This is a genomic window from Methanobrevibacter sp. UBA212 (assembly GCF_905233225.1).
Taxonomy (GTDB): Archaea; Methanobacteriota; Methanobacteria; order Methanobacteriales; family Methanobacteriaceae; genus Methanocatella.
This window is the reverse complement of record NZ_CAJODJ010000026.1, coordinates 11896-28056: the sequence shown is the minus strand read 5'-3', so window position 1 is coordinate 28056 and position 16161 is coordinate 11896. Positions and strand designations below refer to the sequence as shown.

At 35.9% G+C, this 16161-nt stretch carries 16 protein-coding genes; 6 read left to right on the top strand and 10 right to left on the bottom strand.

Annotated elements, in window-relative coordinates; genetic code table 11:
- A partial coding sequence (locus tag QZ138_RS07885) for a transposase (protein ID WP_292888350.1) occupies positions 1-1056 on the top strand: 1056 nt, incomplete at its 5' end.
- A gap of 149 nt (positions 1057-1205) precedes the next feature.
- Here QZ138_RS07885 and QZ138_RS07880 read toward each other — a convergent pair.
- Positions 1206-2066 carry a radical SAM protein gene (locus tag QZ138_RS07880; RefSeq protein WP_292888348.1) on the bottom strand — a complete coding sequence of 287 codons (861 nt, stop codon included), beginning with the start codon at positions 2064-2066 and terminating at the stop codon, positions 1206-1208.
- Positions 2067-2341: 275 nt separating this feature from the next.
- On the opposite strand from QZ138_RS07880, the gene QZ138_RS07875 reads away from it, so the two are divergent.
- Positions 2342-3949, top strand: coding sequence for a DUF2142 domain-containing protein (locus QZ138_RS07875; protein WP_292888346.1), 1608 nt, complete (start codon positions 2342-2344; stop codon positions 3947-3949).
- On the opposite strand, the gene QZ138_RS07870 is transcribed toward QZ138_RS07875, so the two are convergent.
- A complete protein-coding gene (locus tag QZ138_RS07870) occupies positions 3943-4650 on the bottom strand; it encodes a tRNA threonylcarbamoyladenosine dehydratase (protein ID WP_292601068.1) in 708 nt (235 codons plus the stop codon). The two genes, QZ138_RS07875 and QZ138_RS07870, sit on opposite strands and share 7 nt — an antisense overlap.
- Before the next feature lie 88 nt (positions 4651-4738).
- Between QZ138_RS07870 and QZ138_RS07865 the strand changes: the two genes are divergently transcribed.
- Positions 4739-5488 carry a TatD family hydrolase gene (locus tag QZ138_RS07865; RefSeq protein ID WP_292888344.1) on the top strand — a complete coding sequence of 250 codons (750 nt, stop codon included), beginning with the start codon at positions 4739-4741 and terminating at the stop codon, positions 5486-5488.
- Here QZ138_RS07865 and QZ138_RS07860 read toward each other — a convergent pair.
- From QZ138_RS07860 to surE, 3 genes are all read right to left on the bottom strand, one after another.
- A complete protein-coding gene (locus tag QZ138_RS07860; protein WP_292888341.1) occupies positions 5485-6033 on the bottom strand; it encodes a hypothetical protein in 549 nt (182 codons plus the stop codon). The genes QZ138_RS07865 and QZ138_RS07860 overlap by 4 nt on opposite strands.
- 39 nt (positions 6034-6072) lie before the next feature.
- Positions 6073-6675, bottom strand: coding sequence for a hypothetical protein (locus QZ138_RS07855; RefSeq protein ID WP_292888340.1), 603 nt, complete (start codon positions 6673-6675; stop codon positions 6073-6075).
- A 355-nt stretch (positions 6676-7030) separates the two neighbouring features.
- Positions 7031-7855, bottom strand: a complete 825-nt coding sequence (gene surE / locus QZ138_RS07850) for a 5'/3'-nucleotidase SurE (protein ID WP_292888337.1) — start codon at positions 7853-7855, stop codon at positions 7031-7033.
- 274 nt (positions 7856-8129) lie between these two features.
- Here surE and QZ138_RS07845 point away from each other — a divergent pair, with 274 nt between their 5' ends.
- Entirely contained in the window at positions 8130-8423 is a 294-nt protein-coding gene (locus QZ138_RS07845) for an MFS transporter (protein ID WP_292888335.1), read from the top strand.
- Between the two features lie 40 nt (positions 8424-8463).
- On the top strand, positions 8464-9060 hold the full coding sequence (locus QZ138_RS07840) for a hypothetical protein (RefSeq protein WP_292888332.1): 597 nt from the start codon (positions 8464-8466) through the stop codon (positions 9058-9060).
- 27 nt (positions 9061-9087) lie between these two features.
- On the opposite strand, the gene QZ138_RS07835 is transcribed toward QZ138_RS07840, so the two are convergent.
- The 5 genes from QZ138_RS07835 to QZ138_RS07815 form a co-directional block, all read right to left on the bottom strand.
- On the bottom strand, positions 9088-9888 hold the full coding sequence (locus QZ138_RS07835) for a transglutaminase domain-containing protein (protein ID WP_292888353.1): 801 nt from the start codon (positions 9886-9888) through the stop codon (positions 9088-9090).
- A gap of 115 nt (positions 9889-10003) precedes the next feature.
- Complete coding sequence (locus QZ138_RS07830) at positions 10004-11098, bottom strand: radical SAM/SPASM domain-containing protein (RefSeq protein WP_292888329.1); 1095 nt, start codon at positions 11096-11098, stop codon at positions 10004-10006.
- The gene (locus QZ138_RS07825; protein WP_292888326.1) at positions 11095-11724 is read right to left on the bottom strand and encodes a TetR/AcrR family transcriptional regulator; all 630 of its coding nucleotides are present in this window, start codon (positions 11722-11724) and stop codon (positions 11095-11097) included. Before QZ138_RS07825 ends, QZ138_RS07830 begins: the two co-directional genes overlap by 4 nt.
- 151 nt (positions 11725-11875) lie before the next feature.
- Positions 11876-13453: a carboxypeptidase-like regulatory domain-containing protein gene (locus tag QZ138_RS07820; protein ID WP_292888323.1), complete on the bottom strand. Its 1578-nt coding sequence runs from the start codon at positions 13451-13453 to the stop codon at positions 11876-11878.
- A gap of 248 nt (positions 13454-13701) precedes the next feature.
- Positions 13702-15240 (bottom strand): Ig-like domain-containing protein, encoded by a 1539-nt coding sequence (locus tag QZ138_RS07815; RefSeq protein WP_292888321.1) that lies wholly within the window; start codon positions 15238-15240, stop codon positions 13702-13704.
- A gap of 444 nt (positions 15241-15684) precedes the next feature.
- Between QZ138_RS07815 and QZ138_RS07810 the strand changes: the two genes are divergently transcribed.
- The gene (locus tag QZ138_RS07810; protein WP_292888318.1) at positions 15685-16113 is read left to right on the top strand and encodes a hypothetical protein; all 429 of its coding nucleotides are present in this window, start codon (positions 15685-15687) and stop codon (positions 16111-16113) included.
- Positions 16114-16161: the final 48 nt, after the last annotated feature.

Sequence of the window (16161 nt, the reverse complement as noted above, 5' to 3'; positions counted from 1 at the left end):
ATAATTGATAAGAATTGCCCTGAATCTAAGGATGAAAAGATTAGGATAAATAGGAGTTTTTACAATGATTGTTTGCGTGAATTAAAGCATGAAAATCCATTTCTATATGAAATTGACTCTACTGCTTTACAAGAGGCTACACAACGCCTACAAAGAGCATATAAACGATATGATAAAAGATTGTCCGGTGAACCAAGGATTAAAACATTAAAAAATCCAGTACAATCATTTACCATTAAAAACATCAAAAACAGCATTAGACTCAAAGGCAATTACATAAGATTAAATAAATATGGTTTCATCAAATTGCGTGGTCTGCGACCAGTACTGGGCAGAATACAAACCGTAACCATCTTATATGACAAGGGAAGATGGTTTGCGATATTGACTTATAGAATTGAAATCTGTATAGATCCGCTTCCATTAACTGGTAAAGCAGTGGGAATTGACGTTGGGTTAAAAAATTATATCACATTATCAACGGGAAAGGTGATAGCCAAACCAGACACCCGTGATTTAGATGATAAAATAAAAAAACAACGCATAATAGTATCACGCAGATTCCAAGTCTCACCATATGGAAGCAACTACCTAAAAGCCGTAGAAAAACTGCAACGACTCGAACACAAAAGAAACAATATAATAAATGATTTTCACCACAAAATAAGCAAAAAAATAGTCACAGAATACGACATAATCGTAATGGAGACATTAAACATTAAAGGAATGCTAAAAAATCATCATGTCAGCAGTGGAATTCATGATGCCGCATGGTATAAACTAAAACAAAAAATCAAATACAAAGCAGAATTATACGGTAAAACATTCATTGAAATAGACCAATGGTTCGCTTCCACAAAAACCTGCCACAAATGCGGCCATAAAAACAACAACATAACCCTAAAAGACAGACAATGGAATTGTCCAAAATGCGGCACACATCATGAAAGAGATCACAACGCAGCAATTAACATCTTAAACGAAGGGTTAAAAACACTAAAAAAAATAAACCTAGGGGACCTGGGGGATAGCTTAGAATATTTTCCATTCATATAGAATGGATTACCTAAGAATCTCTGACCTCTACAGGTCGGAGAGGTTCAACTCCGATATATTTTCAACTAATTAAACGTCTATTACTAATTATATTTAATGATTAACTTCATACACTAATATTAAAAATACTTGAATTGTTCACATGATTTCTACATTAATTTTGACTGTACTGAAGCGCAGGGAAATTCATGCATATACTCAATTATGTCCTCCTGTCTGTAGAGCATCCCATGCTTCCTGCATCTGTTCTCTATGATTTTCTTCAGCTTTCGGTTGTTTGCGCTGTAGATGAAATTGCGCTCCCCGAACTCCTCAACATATCGCTGCCTTAGGCCAGGAAAATGTTCATCAAGCTTTCCATAGAAATATTCCTGATTGCCCTTCCTCAATGAAAACCCCATATCAAGATTCAGCACGCCCTTGACGTTTGCATCAATGCAGCAATCCAAAATGGATTTGATATTGTCCTCAGTATCATTAATATACGGCATTATTGGAGACAGCCAGACAACAGATGGGATGCCATTTTCATCCAGCCTTTTAAGCACCTCCACCCGTCTTGAGGTCGGACATACATTCGGCTCTATAATTTTGCTCAAATCATCGTCGGCAGTCGTTAATGTGATTTGAACGACAACTTTGCTTTTTTCATTGATCCTTTTAAGCAAATCCATGTCCCTTAAAATCAGGTCAGATTTTGTAAGGCAGGAAAAACCGTACCCGTACCTGTAAATCACTTCAAGGCATTTGTGGACATGCTGCAGTCTCTTTTCAATCGGAACGTAAGGGTCAGTCATCGCCCCTGTCACAACCATGAAAGGTTTGCGCCTGATGAGTTCCCTTTTAAGCAGTTCGACGGCATTTTCCTTGACTTCAATGTCTTCAAATTCATGGCGGAACCTGTAGACATCGCTTCTTGAGTCGCAATAGATGCATCCGTGAGTGCATCCCCTATATATGTTGATGCCATAATCTGATGTGAAGATGCCCTTTGCTTTTACATAGTGCATGATGTTAGGTTTAGGTTTAATATATAATAATATTAATGCTCATGCAAAGTATTTTTGACAATTGACGGTTATTACTTTCATATTTTTCGTTTGAAGTGAATGTTACATCAAAATTTTCAAAATACATTATGGCGTTAATGATGTATTGTAGAGAATATGCTAATTTTTCACCATATTGTGGATAATATTTAAATATGTATAATTAGAAAAATATCTTTAAGTTAATATTAACTTTCAATAGATTTTTTTAATTTTTAGGGGAGAACGGTGTTTTAATGATTGATGTTGTCAAGGAAAATTGCAGTGAATTCACCTCAACGCTGGTTAATTCAAAGAAATATCTGATTGTCTATTTGATATTCATCACCGCTACATGCCTGTCCACCGTTTCAGCTAAGAATTTCGCAGATCCCCGCTTTGAAATAGCTGCATTTGCTCTTGTTGCAATACTTGGAGTCTTCTGTATTACATATTATTTCATGCACGATTCCAAGGAGGAATTGTATAAGGTTGCATTCGTCATCATACTTTGTTTTGGGATAATCACTGCATTTGTTGTTCCTATTGTAGATGTCAGTGATGAATTGGAGCATCTTACAAGGGCGGAAATTACCTCTCAGGGAGTGATCTTTCCCCATTGGGAGGGCGGCGAGCACAATCTCACTCAACTGTACAACCGTACCGAAGGAAAATACAGCAACGAGCTCAATACTGATGTAGGTTTTGAAACGATACAGAGCCACATGTTCTTTTTAAACAATCGTGAAAAGACGGTATTCATGACGGACGGCGATACGAATGTAATCAACAAGACACCTATGCTTGACGGTTCTTCCTTTGAGCAGAATCCTTTTTATGGTTATATTCCACAGGGAATAGGCGTTTTTATAGCCAAGCTGTTTGACATGAATGTCATCTGGATGCTGTGGCTTCCAAGAATATTCAATCTGTTTACATATGCCCTATTGATTTCACTGGCCGTAAAGAAGGCACCTGTGCTTAAGGTTCCCCTTTTGGCTGTAGCATGCATACCTATTTCGATTTATCAGGCGGCTTCAGTCAGCATAGATTCTATGATAATCGGTTTGGCATTGCTTACTCTTGCATATTTCATATATCTGTATAAATCCGAACCCGGTTCGCTTGATACCAAGGAAGTTGCAATATTCTGCGGATTGTCATTGCTGTTGGGTCTTTGCAAGCTCCCATATCTTGCATTCGTTTTCTTCATATTGCTGGTTCCCCGCAAGAACTTCAAAAATGAGAAAATCATAAGATATATGCTTCTGGGCATTTTTATTGTTTCGTGCATAGGAGTATTGTGGAGTTCATATTCAGAACCGGCCCTGATGCATTCATGGAGATCAAAGCTTAATTACATGAATCCTTCACTGCAGTTACAGTTTCTGATGGACCATCCGTTTAACATTCTGAGATTCATTAGGATGATTTTCACATATACTTTAGGAATCACCCTGAACGGTTTTTTCAATTTCTTCGGAGCATACAGCGCCAATCATTATGCAGATCACTATACGTTCATTACAGTCCTGATTTGGATATTCCTTTCACTTACTTTGCTCTTTTATCCGAGCGATTCCAAGTTTAGTATGAAATCAAAGATAGGAACCTTAGTTATACTGCTGATGATATATATGGGGACATGCTTCATCCAGCTTTTGACATGGGCGGATGTCGGAGGAACGAATATTGGTGTCAGCACAAGGTATTTCATACCGTTATTTGCTCTGCTTCCAATTATCGTACCGTTTAGAATAAAAAGATTCGACAAGTACCAGGGCACTTTTGACAAGTACGCCATGATTTGCATAATAGGTTTCATGGCCACATTGATTCTGGCCTTTGCCACAAAATATTACTGAATGATGTCCTTTATCACTTCACCTGCAATTATAAGTCCCGCAACGGAAGGCACAAATGAAACGCTGCCTTTCACCTTGAATTTTCTTCCCTGATTTATTTCACAGTCATTGGTGTTTATCGCGTGTTCCTTTGAATAGACCACTTTCAGCTTTTCTATGTTTCTCTTTCTCAAATCTTTTTTCATTATTTTGGCAAGTGGACATACTGAGGTCTCATAGATATCGGCCACTTCAAACATGGTGGCATCCAGCTTGTTTCCGGTTCCCATTGAAGAGATGACAGGGACATTCAGGGCATCGCATTTGCAGATGACTGCAATCTTTGCCATTATGGTGTCCACGCAGTCAACGGCATATGACAAGTCCTCTGTTATTATGTCTGTTGTCGAATCTGCCATATAGAATTCCTTGTATGTCTCAACGTTTGCATCCGGATTGATTTCAAGAATCCTTTCCTTCATCAAATCCACCTTATATCTGCCGATTGTATTCACCGTTGCAATCAGCTGCCTGTTGATGTTGCTCTCGTCAATCCTGTCGAAGTCAACAAGAATGAAATTGCCCACACCGCTTCTTGCAAGCCCTTCACAGACAAAGGAACCAACGCCTCCAAGGCCAAAAACGGCAACCTTTGCTTCCTTCAACTTTTCCATTCCCTCATTTCCAACCAACATCTCTGTTCTTGAAAACTTACTTTCCATTTGCCTCACCAAAAAATATAATTTAATCCAACTTGTTATATAATAATTGAAGTCGAGACATTAAAAACTTAATGATGAGTGTGATTTTATGATAATCGATACCCATTGTCATGTATATGATGGAGAAATGGAAAATGCAGAGGAAATCATTAGGCAGGCCCTGGATAATGATATTCATCTGATATTGAACGGCACTGATTTTAAAAGCAATATTGAAGTTCTTAAAATGGCAGAAAAATATGATAATGTCCATGCGGCTCTTGGATACTTTTATACACTGGTGGATGATATTACTGAGGAGGATATATCCCTATTGGACAGGCAGCTTGAAAATGAAAATGTCATTGCCGTAGGCGAAATAGGCCTTGACTATTACCATACAAAGGACAATAGGGACAGCCAGATTGAGCTATTTGAAAGCATGCTTAATTTGGCCGAAAAGCATCACCTGCCTGTGATTGTGCATTCAAGAAAGGCCATGCAGGACACCTTTGACGTGCTGAAAGGCCATGATGTGGTGGGTTCGCTTCACTGCTATCAGGGTTCGGCCGAAATGGCAAGGCAGTTCACGGATTTGGGTTTCTATATTGGAATTGGAGGGCCAGTCACCAATGAAAACAACAAGAAAACTAGAAAAGTAATAAATGAAATTGATGTCAGCCACATGCTTGTAGAGACCGATTCCCCTTATCTGCCTCCTCAGCAGAAGAAAGGAGAAATCAACACTCCGCTCAACATCGGATATGTCATAGGAAAAATAGCCGAAGAACTGGACATGAATGAAGATGAAGTCATTGAAATAACTACAAAAAATGCAAGAACTTTATTTAAAATTTAAATTTCAGGATAGAAATCAATATCATAACCTAATTTTGTCATTATACTCAGTTCATCCCTTGCGTCGATGACTGCATTATGGGTTTCGCTGTAGTCCTCCACCCCCAGCATCCGAAGCATCGGCTCAACGCCATATCCCCTTTTCAGACGCCCCGTCTTGCAGCATGGCATATGGTCTGGAATGCATGGATTGTGCTGCCTGTAGGCGGCGACCTTCATGATGTCATGCCAGCGGAAGTCGGAAAGTTCGGGCAAATGATTCTTGTCAAAGGAAGCGTTGTATGCAAACAGATCATCAACACCATTCGAATTCAAAAGAAGCTTCAAATCGTCTATCACTTCAACCCTGTGGCCTGTAATTATCTCATGAGTGGTATTTCTCATGCTTTTTGAATACATTCCACCCACTTTTTCTTCAATTGGCAGAATGTAGTAACGGGAATCAGTTTTCTTGAAATTCCTGCATCTTGCAATCAGAACGCCGATTGACATTACCTCATTGTTCCAGTTGGTTTCGGTGTCTATTACTGCAAATCTTCTTGACATAGAGTTCACTTCCATTATTAGCATCATTGAAATTGTATTTTAGAAATCCTGAGGTTCGATGTGTTTGAATTCCAATTCAAAATTCGGGTCGAATTCCAATAGTTTTTCAGATATAAAATCCTTGAACCGTTTCAGGTTTTGTGAAGAGTCAGAAACAATATATATGATTTCGGGATTGACCTTGACTTTGGATAAATCTCCACTAAGGGGTCTGAATTTAGGTTTGAACCCTTTGCAGTATCCCAGATCTGTTTTCATGGTTTTCATTTCATCAATCAGGTTATATGTTCCAGGCTTTATGATATTAATCTTGTCGAATTTGACAAGGATGTATCCGCCGTAATCAACGGTGACAATAAGGTCTTTTGTCTCATCATCCATAATCATATAGTCAATGTCAAGTTCATCCAAATTCCCAATCAGTTCACTTAATTTCACATCAAACGAATCGTCATCTTCAGCTTTCAACTGGAAGAATGTGACGTCCTGAAAAACTTCATCTGCATTGATTGGATGCTTGTCGAAATATCTATGGGATGAAGACTGCATGGTTATATCTGCATATTTGGATATAACATCATTTACTTCTTTAATTTTTCTCTCATCCATTATTCCAATGGTATAGTTGTTCTTTACAGGCATAAATTAAATTATATTTTTATATAATATAAACTTTATTTTATTGTTATTTAATTATTTTTAAATCCCTGGTTGTCATGTTGGCTTGATGGGTGTCATGCTCGGACACTTTACAACGAAAAGTGCATATCCTGCAATGTTTTTTCAAAGTTTTGGAATGAATTCAACACAACACTGTCACTGATTAATATCGGCATTTCTTTTTCGGAAATATCTGCCAATTATATTAAAGAACACTTCAATAATTATCATCATACTGGTTGAAATATGCTTTTAACAAATCATTTCATTAATATGGTGGATGCATATTGATAAAAATTAGTTTGTGGTTAAAGACATATGCACTCGGATGTGTCTTTCATTCAATTCTCCAATCCTTCAAATCCCTGATTGTCATGTCGACGCTGAGTGGAGTCAGGCTTGGACATTTTTCAACTAACAATGCATATCCATCACTGCCTTTTGGATATTCTTTAACCAAATCTGAGGTAATCATTATCAAATCATCGTTTTCCTGGTTTTCATCCAATGGGTAGTTGAACAGTTCCTCTTTTTCAGTATCACTATTGTCTATTACTTTCTTTTCAAGCATCCTGTCTGCTAAATCTGTAATCATGACATCTTCCGAATCATAATTTGAAGGAACATTCAGGTTAAACAAATCAACATCTTCTGGAAATCCGTCATCCATTATCTTTAAGACTAGGTCATGCAAAACCTTCTTTGCCAGAGAAAAGTCATAATCCACATACCATTCGCTGTTTTCATCCTGTTTGAAGGAAGTTTTAGGATCCATAAAAAGGGAAACGGCTATTGCAGGAATTCCCAGACTAACCGCCTCAAGGGCTGCACACACTGTGCCTGATGATGTAATGTCGCAGCTTATATTTACTCCCTGATTGATTCCGGATATTACCAAATCAGGATTTTCATCCATCACATAGTCTGCACCGACAATAACTGCATCGGCAGGACTTCCGGAAACGCTATAGGCGGGGCTTCCGTCTTCAAGTTTGCATGAATCCAATTTCAAATGTTTAAACAATGTTATTCGACGACCTATGCTGCTGTTGTTTTTGTCGGGAGCTACGACGGTGACATTGGCCAAATCTTCAACGGCCTGTTTTGCGGCCAATATTCCCGGTGCGGAAACTCCATCATCATTGGATATTAAGATGTTCATTTTTATCAAACCATTAAATTGTGTTGTAGTTAGTTTTATATTTGATTTTCCAATTAAAAAAATATTTCTAATGAGATATCCAAACATTATTCATCGCCTTTGATATCATAACCGCTTTTGAAACAGTTTATTTCTGGCCGGATTTTTTAAATGATTTGAAGGAAGTTAGAATGGTCCTGAAAGATGATGGAGTTATCTTAATTGCAAATGAGGCAATTTCAAAGGAAAATGATGCATATGATTTACAATTGATTTGAAAAAAAATTTAACTTTATTGTGCAAGAATTATCCGGCTTCTTTAAGCCGGAGAGGTTCAAGATACATTGTCTTAAGCGAAGCGAAACCTCAGGAAAGGGGAGCTGGCCAGGCCATCGTAAATATGCTTTCAAGTGCAGGTCAGCTGATAGGAGGGGCACTTATCGGAGGTGTCATTGCATCATTTTCAGGAATATTGGGATATGGGGTAAGTCTGATTTTGGCCGCAATAGTTGGATTCATAGCGTTCCTGTTCACCTTCAAGCTGAAGGGCCGTGACGAGCAGTTTGAAACGATGAAATCAAATCAGTAAAATGTAACTTATTTAAGTCATAAAAACATAAATACTACTTATGTCTGTTAAACAAAATTTTATTTTGGGAGTAATTAATAGTAGCAAGGTATCAGAGGTGAATGATATCATTTCCCGATATGCTGTTGATGCCAAGGATACCCCTTCCTATATGTATTTTGGCAAACAGCCAATAGATTCCAACCAAATTTCAAATGATGTTCTATTCTTTCAGATAGTAGCAGAAAACGACAGAATATTAAATAAGCAAGTAGAAAATTTGATTGATGAATTAGATGAACTGCATATTGATTACGTCTTAAGGGATAATGATACTGGGGAATTCCTTGTAACCGTCAAGTATGGTGCTCAGGTCGCCATCAAATTCGACAATGTTAAATTCCTAAAAAAGGGCACCTTCAAAAAGATCGATGATTTGAAATTCATAAATACCGATTTCGGTTATTGCAAAGGTTTCAAACCTAATTTCAGACCTCTTGAAGGAAAATCAACAGATGAAATAGAACTTTTGCCTGAAATTATCTATATAACCTCTGATTCTGAAGAAAACCTGTTGAAATTGAGAGATTATATTTCTCAAAAAGCTTTAGAAATAGACCCGGATATGGAAACTGAATTTACCTGGTTTTTCAAATAGTTTTCATATTCCAAATGCAAGATGCAATCAGTATTCTCTTGGAAGGGGCAGATACGGATATTCAGTTATTCTGTAAAAATCCCTATTTCCAATGTTTGCATGTCCCCAGGGAGAATTTGACTTTGCGTCCACATCCACCAATACATTATCAATCATTGCAAAGAAATGCCTTTTTCCAAACATCATTGTTCCGACATGAACATATCCTAATTTATGATTCCTGTTCAAGCCCACAGCAACACACATCTGCAAAAAGAGATCTGTTTGACTGCAGCAGTTTCCACATTTCCTGAATAATGTCATCTCGGCTGTTTGATAAAATCCCTCTGCAGTTTCATGTTCAATGCTTTTTCCAACCCATTTTGCCAGTATTTTAGCTGCCTTAAGACCTTTTGATTTGCCGACTATTAATTTTGCAAGTTGCTTAACGGTTGGAGATATCTCACCGCTTGTAAGAATGCCCATGTATCTGTCAAAATATATTGTATTGTTTTGGGTGGAATTCACGGGTTCAAATTTACAGTTTATAAATGTAATGTTTGAAAAATGAGTGTTGTTTGAAATAATGGACGGTCTGTCTAAAAAATAAATATTTTCAAAAATAATATCGGAGTTGTCTTCACTTACAACAATGGAAGCATTATTGTTTTTTAATGAATGTCCGTTTCCATGGATTGTAATGGATTTTGAAATGGATAAATCGCCATCACCATCAATGTATTCATAATCATTAGTTAAATTAGCATTGTCATCAGCATCATTTATCATACTGTTCAATTTGGTAAAATTGCCTGTTTGATTAACATCGCTTGCCATGACACAGGTCATTGACAAAAATAATGATAATGACAATAAAACAATAATTAGCTTAAAATTGATAAAAATTCCTCCAAGTATATATTATTGCTATGATGATATAAAAATGTTTTAGATTTGGGAAATCTCATCCTTTCAATATTCTTTCAACATCTTCCTTATGTTCAAACAGAACGCATCCCCCTTCATGCTCATCCATTAAAATTCCGCCATTCCTAAGTGATCTGAACAGGTTGCAGTCCAATGCTTCAAGAATTGATGTCTCACCTACATTGATGTCTGAATATGGTGAAGCCGGACACGGTTCGGCACCGCCATGGGAATTGATATGGAAAAAACCTCTTCCCGCTGCAAGACATCCCTCTGATGTCTTTTCATCACCAGGAAATGACATGAAGAGCATATCATCATACTCATTGCGCAGACTGTCTATCTCTTTAAAGAGCAGATCCCTTTCACTGTCTCCCGGAGCAAGATCCATTCTTTGCCCATTCATCGGAACATACTCAATGAAAAACACCACCTTGCATCCCAAATCATGCAGTTCATCAATATAATCTCTTGAAAGTAGAGTTGCCAAGTTTTCTTTTGTAAATGTTAGTGAAGCACCAAAAATGATGTTTTTCTTTTTCATCAGCTTCATCGATTCAATCAGTTGGCTGTATACTCCTTTCCCCCTTCTTGAATCGGTAACCTCTTCACCTCCTTCAATGGAAAGAATAGGCACCAGGTTCCTGTTGTCATCAAAAAGTTTAAAGTAATCATCATCAAGCAAGGTTCCATTAGTAAATATCGGAAAGAGTATTTCAGGATAATTGCTGGCCTTGGTTATGACATCTTGTCTTATCATAGGCTCTCCGCCTGCAAGAACAATAAAGCTTATTCCAATATCCCTTGCCTGCCTGAATATGTCTTCCCACTCATCATCTGAAAGCTGATTTGAAGGTGTTTCGTCATTGCATGCGTCGCTTGCCCTTGAATAGCATCCTGCACAGTGCAGATTGCAGCTGCTTGTTATGCTTGCAATCAAAAATCCAGGGATGTTTTTGCCTTGTTTGTCATAGCTTTCTCTTATCTTGTTGGCCTTTTTGGCATGCTTTGTGAATTTAAGCAGGAATATGCTTTCCTTTGGATTTCTAAAAGTAGCGCGCATTGCATCCTTCAGGATGATTTCAACGCCATTTGTTAGGTATTCCTGAATATTGAAATCACTTTCACTCATTTTTTCACCTTTATGCAGTCGAGCAGGAAATTGGCATGGTCTTCTGTCTGTTTGAAAAAATCATCAAGGAGATTTTGAGGAATGTCTTCATATTCTGCACACATCTCCATAATCATGTATATCGGAAAGCTGTAATACTCCTTGGCCATGAGTTCAGGGTCAAGACCTTGTTTGATGATGCCGTTTTCCTTAAGAATTGTGAAAAACTCCCGCCAGAACATCAACGGTTTTTTCAATATCTCATCTTTGAAAAACAGTCTTATATGTTCATTGTAATGCATTTGGATAAATATCAATTTCCATATTTTCAGGTTTCTCTCCTGAGTGAACATCTTCCTTATCGCTTCAGAACCCATATGATAGAACATTTCCGGGTTTTCAAGCAATATCTCATTATCGCTTGACAGGACAAGCTCCTTGCTGTTCAGCAGTTCATCATATTCAAAAAGTCCGCTTAAGTATTGAAATATGTCTATTAGTATTGCTTCCTTTGATGGATAGTGACTATATATTGAGCTTTTTTTAATGCCCACCTCTTCAGCAATCTCCCTAAGTGAAACTGAGTCGTATCCTTTTTTTGAAAACAAATCCAGTGCCACGTCAAAAATCCTTTCTTTAGTATTCATTTTACCTACCAACCGTTCGTTAGGTATATTATTTCATTCATCATTAATAAAATTAACTGTAAAAATCAAAAGTTATTGTTTAAAAAAAGCTGATTAATTAAAAGTATTTTTCTGTTTTAAAAAAAATAAGGATAAGGGAAAGGGATTTCCCTTAAGATACTACTATTTTATACTTGTACACGACAAAGTAACCGTAGCTGTAGTGGTAATGGGTAGATTTTTTACCGCACAGGTCACATTTGAATTTTGAAGTTGCCTTATAATTTACCTTTTTAGCATAGTATTTATGTGATTCAGGTTTATATTTCATCCACCATTTTTTAGTCACGGTCTTTCTATAGTACTTGTCAATACCATTGGTTCCCTTATAATGGTCAGCTAATGAACCACTTGCATATAATGTAACTTTACCGGATTTGACCTTGACCTTTTCTATACCCACTCTGCTTTTTAGGATAAGCCATCCTCCTTTGACATATTTGCCTCTGGATTTTATTTTAACGACAATCTTTTTAATTTGGCCGGTGTATACCACAGGCTTTTTGAAAGTGATTTTGACTTTCTGACGTTTTTTCATGATTGCCTTTGCCTTGGAGACTTTGGATTTATACAGGTTTTCATTTCCAAGATACACTGCGGTGTATTTGTATTTTTTGATTTTTTTCAATTTAATCTTTTTAGTGGCCACACCATTTTTAACGTTGACCTTGTAGGTTTTGCCGTTGATTTTGAATGCGACTTTACCCTCATTGACATTCTTGCCGTTGCTTTTTACAGTAGCTTTAAGTTTGATTTTGAATCCTTTGTATTCAACGACTTTTTTTGCTTTTACATTTACTTTAGATTTTGTAATTGTAGCGGTTGCAGAAGCTGATCCGCCAATATGACTTACAGATGGACTAAATGTTACAGTCCAAGTTCCAACACCGACAGGAGGTACGAATGAAAAATAACCGTTAGCATCCGGAGTGTAATATTTGGTTACACTTGTTGCACCTTTGGTAAAAACAGCCTTTACATTAATGGAACTGATAGGTTTATTAGTCACCGCATCGGTTATTCTACCTGTCATTGTCGCACCGGACATATAACTGGAATAATAGTTATTGGCCGTGATAACCGCATTTCCTGAGACATACAGGTATGCGCTATCCATAACGACATTATCATAAGTGTTAAATGCAGCCATAACATATGAACCTGGTGTCAAAGTATTTTTTGGAATAGTCATTGTATATGTTTTTTCAGTTGTGCTTGTACTTTGATACTGCTTAGTATAAACAGCTTTAGCGTTTTTATCAAGAACTACGAAATTATAATCATATCCATAAGATCCGCTTACTTTAGAAGGCTTTATATAAACCTTAATAGTTTGTTGTTTATCTGAAGCAATTGTGGTATCTGATAAGTCAATTGAATACCAGTTAGCAAATATCATTGATAATTCAGCATTTGACTGGTCGACCGTTAATTTAGAATCTTCCTGACTAGCGGATAATTTTTCCCCATCAACGAATGAATCATCGTTTGTTTCCTCTACACTTTTTTCCAAATCTTGTTCAAAATTAATTGCTACCTCATCTGCGGTTTCATCATTAACTGTTATGGCATCACTAGATTCATTGACGGCCACAACATCTGCAACATCATCATTTGCGCTAACTGCAGATAACGTGCAAATAACTATCAATAATAATGATAGTATTAAAAAATATTTTTTATCAAACATGTTTTCACCTAAAAATCATCTTAAGCATAAGAATTTTCTTTTGTATTAACATTTTTATATTTATAAGTATATAAAATTATATCTTTTAGAAAAAGCATAAACAGTTCTTTTAATTAAAATAAAACTTAATTGAATTATTTAATCAATTTCTGCGAATTCCAAAATTTTTTTACAATGAAATATTAAAAATAGTTTGTTTCCGCCTGAAACATCTTCAAAAAAAATAAAAAAGAGAGGAAATTAATCCTCTATACAATAGCTATAAAATGTTTATATGGCCTATAGTCGCTGTCATGGGCTTTGTGGAAATGTGTAGTGGTTTTTCCACATCCAGGACATTTGAATACAGATCTAACCTTAATTTTTATGCTGCTTGCCTTATATTTGTGAGATGTAGGAATATATTTGATTTTCACTTTTTTGGTTATAAACCTCTTGTAGGTTTCACCCTTGCGAGTAAATCCTTTAAAGTGGTCAACGGCACTCAAACCTTTAAGTGTTATTTTTCCCACTCCATTTTTGACATTTACGAATATGCTTTTTCCATCAATGGTAACTTGGAGTTTGCCGTTTTTGACTTTTTTGCCGTTTTTGGTTTTGACTAATATTTTAGCAACCTTTTTCTTGAAAATATAGACCTGATAGTTTTTACCATACAATTTGGTCTTGAATGATTTTTTCAGTACAGCTTTTGAATTAACAACATTAGAAGCTGCTAAATTATTATTTCCATTGAATTTAGCAGTGAATTTGTAAGTTTTTACTTTTTTCAAGTTAACTTGTACAGTAGCAACACCATTTTTCACTGGAGCGGTGTAGCTCTTTTTGTTGATTTTGAATGTGACTGTTCCTTCGTTAACATTCCTGCCATTGCATGTTACAACAGCTTTTAGGGTTGTTTTATGACCTGTGTACTCGGTAACCTTATTGGCCTTAATGCTGACTGAAGATTTTTTGATTATTGCCGTTTTGACAACTGACCCTGTAACTCCATATGCACTTGGGGTAAATGTCACAGTCCATGTTCCAACACCTACCGGAGGTTCAAAGAAAATTTGACCATTTTCATCTGGCATATATAATTCAGTTTTTTTGATGTTGCCGCTAGTGAATACTACATCAATGCCTAAAGAAGTAAGTGGTTTTTTACTTTTTTTATCGACAATTTTGGCTGTCATTTTGGAATTGGACATGTAATTGGCATTAAAATCGGAAGATGTAATAACAGAATTTCCAGTAACGTATAAATCAGCAAATGCCATTACCTTAGTATCCCAATCATTCACAGCATATATATCATACATTCCTGGAAGAAGAGTATTTGCAGGAATTGTATATGAAAAAGAGGTAGAACGGCCTGTAATGGAGTCACTCAAAAAAACAATCTCTTCATCCAAATCAAACACAGCCAATCTGAAACTGTATTGTGGCATGTATGATGGGGGCGGAGAAATTGTCCCTTTTATTGTTCCTTTTGAATATGATGAAATTTCATAATCCTCCTCAAAATAGATGTTATATAAGTCATAAGAGCTGGTTGGTGCTGAAAGCACGTCATCAGTCTGATCTTTTGTCAATGCAGAATCATCATTTGCAGACAGTTTTTCTCCATCTGCAATCTCTTCTGCTGTTTCAATTGTGTCCTCATCAAAATTAGTTATTGCATCGCCAGCACTTGCATCATCAATTGCTACAGCATCAGTAGCGTTATCCGCTGCACTTACAGTCGATATTGCGCAAATACTCACTATTAGCAATAATAGTATACATATCTTTTTGTTAAACATATTTTCACCTTAAATTAACTTAAGCATAAGAATTATACCTTATTATACATCTATTTCAATAAGTATATATAATTAACATGTTTTTTTCAAAAATGACATATTTATTTAACAAAATAAAAATAATGTAAATATTTTAAATTAAAAAAATACATTTTCAAAATATGGTTCATTTATTTAAATTAATATTATTCATTTAGTACCAATTTATCAAAAAATTTAATCGAAATTGAATTTTTTAAAATATGAGTGATATGATGCATAGCAAATTTGATTGATAATAAACAAAATTCCAAAAATAGGTATTCAACATGCAAAATATTAATTAAAATATACTGTTTTGATTTTTTTAATAAACATAATATATTAAATTTTAAAATAATTAAAAAGTAAATAATATATAATTAATTAATTAAATAATTATATAACTAAATTGGAGGTTGACAAATGAAAAAATATATGGTCGTACTATTCATACTGGCGGTCGCCTGTGCATTTTCCCTATCGGCAGTAGCTGCCACCAGTTTCGAAAAGCAAGATTTTGACGGTAAATTCAAGATGAATATTATTAAGGGAGCTGATTTTAAGAAAACCGAAGCCGAAGGCGTCGTAACCTATATGGATATGGACAAAAAAATTTTGGTAATATATTATAAAGATTCATCCATCAATAAAAACATGGATGAAAAGGAATATGAATCGTTCCAAGCCACTTCAGGTTTTAAAGCTGATGGAAAAGATGGGGACATCAGAGTATATAAAAAAGACAATATGTACGGAGCTATGACTATTGATGATGGAGTGATGGTTGTTGTTGGATACAAGGACCGGGATGATGCAATAGACATGGCAAAATCAGTTGAATTTACAAAATAATTCAATTCCCCTTTTTCTTTTTTTGAACAAATTTAAGATTTTTCTGTT

Excerpts from the sequence above, each read along its gene's own strand:
- QZ138_RS07880 (WP_292888348.1), bottom strand. The coding sequence starts at position 2,066 with ATGCACTATGTAAAAGCAAAGGGCATCTTCACATCAGATTATGGCATC.
- QZ138_RS07875 (WP_292888346.1), top strand. The coding sequence starts at position 2,342 with ATGATTGATGTTGTCAAGGAAAATTGCAGTGAATTCACCTCAACGCTG.
- QZ138_RS07870 (WP_292601068.1), bottom strand. The coding sequence starts at position 4,650 with ATGGAAAGTAAGTTTTCAAGAACAGAGATGTTGGTTGGAAATGAGGGA.
- QZ138_RS07865 (WP_292888344.1), top strand. The coding sequence starts at position 4,739 with ATGATAATCGATACCCATTGTCATGTATATGATGGAGAAATGGAAAAT.
- QZ138_RS07860 (WP_292888341.1), bottom strand. The coding sequence starts at position 6,033 with ATGTCAAGAAGATTTGCAGTAATAGACACCGAAACCAACTGGAACAAT.
- QZ138_RS07855 (WP_292888340.1), bottom strand. The coding sequence starts at position 6,675 with ATGCCTGTAAAGAACAACTATACCATTGGAATAATGGATGAGAGAAAA.
- surE (WP_292888337.1), bottom strand. The coding sequence starts at position 7,855 with ATGAACATCTTAATATCCAATGATGATGGAGTTTCCGCACCGGGAATA.
- QZ138_RS07840 (WP_292888332.1), top strand. The coding sequence starts at position 8,464 with ATGTCTGTTAAACAAAATTTTATTTTGGGAGTAATTAATAGTAGCAAG.
- QZ138_RS07835 (WP_292888353.1), bottom strand. The coding sequence starts at position 9,888 with ATGACCTGTGTCATGGCAAGCGATGTTAATCAAACAGGCAATTTTACC.
- QZ138_RS07830 (WP_292888329.1), bottom strand. The coding sequence starts at position 11,098 with ATGAGTGAAAGTGATTTCAATATTCAGGAATACCTAACAAATGGCGTT.
- QZ138_RS07825 (WP_292888326.1), bottom strand. The coding sequence starts at position 11,724 with ATGAATACTAAAGAAAGGATTTTTGACGTGGCACTGGATTTGTTTTCA.
- QZ138_RS07820 (WP_292888323.1), bottom strand. The coding sequence starts at position 13,453 with ATGTTTGATAAAAAATATTTTTTAATACTATCATTATTATTGATAGTT.
- QZ138_RS07815 (WP_292888321.1), bottom strand. The coding sequence starts at position 15,240 with ATGTTTAACAAAAAGATATGTATACTATTATTGCTAATAGTGAGTATT.
- QZ138_RS07810 (WP_292888318.1), top strand. The coding sequence starts at position 15,685 with ATGAAAAAATATATGGTCGTACTATTCATACTGGCGGTCGCCTGTGCA.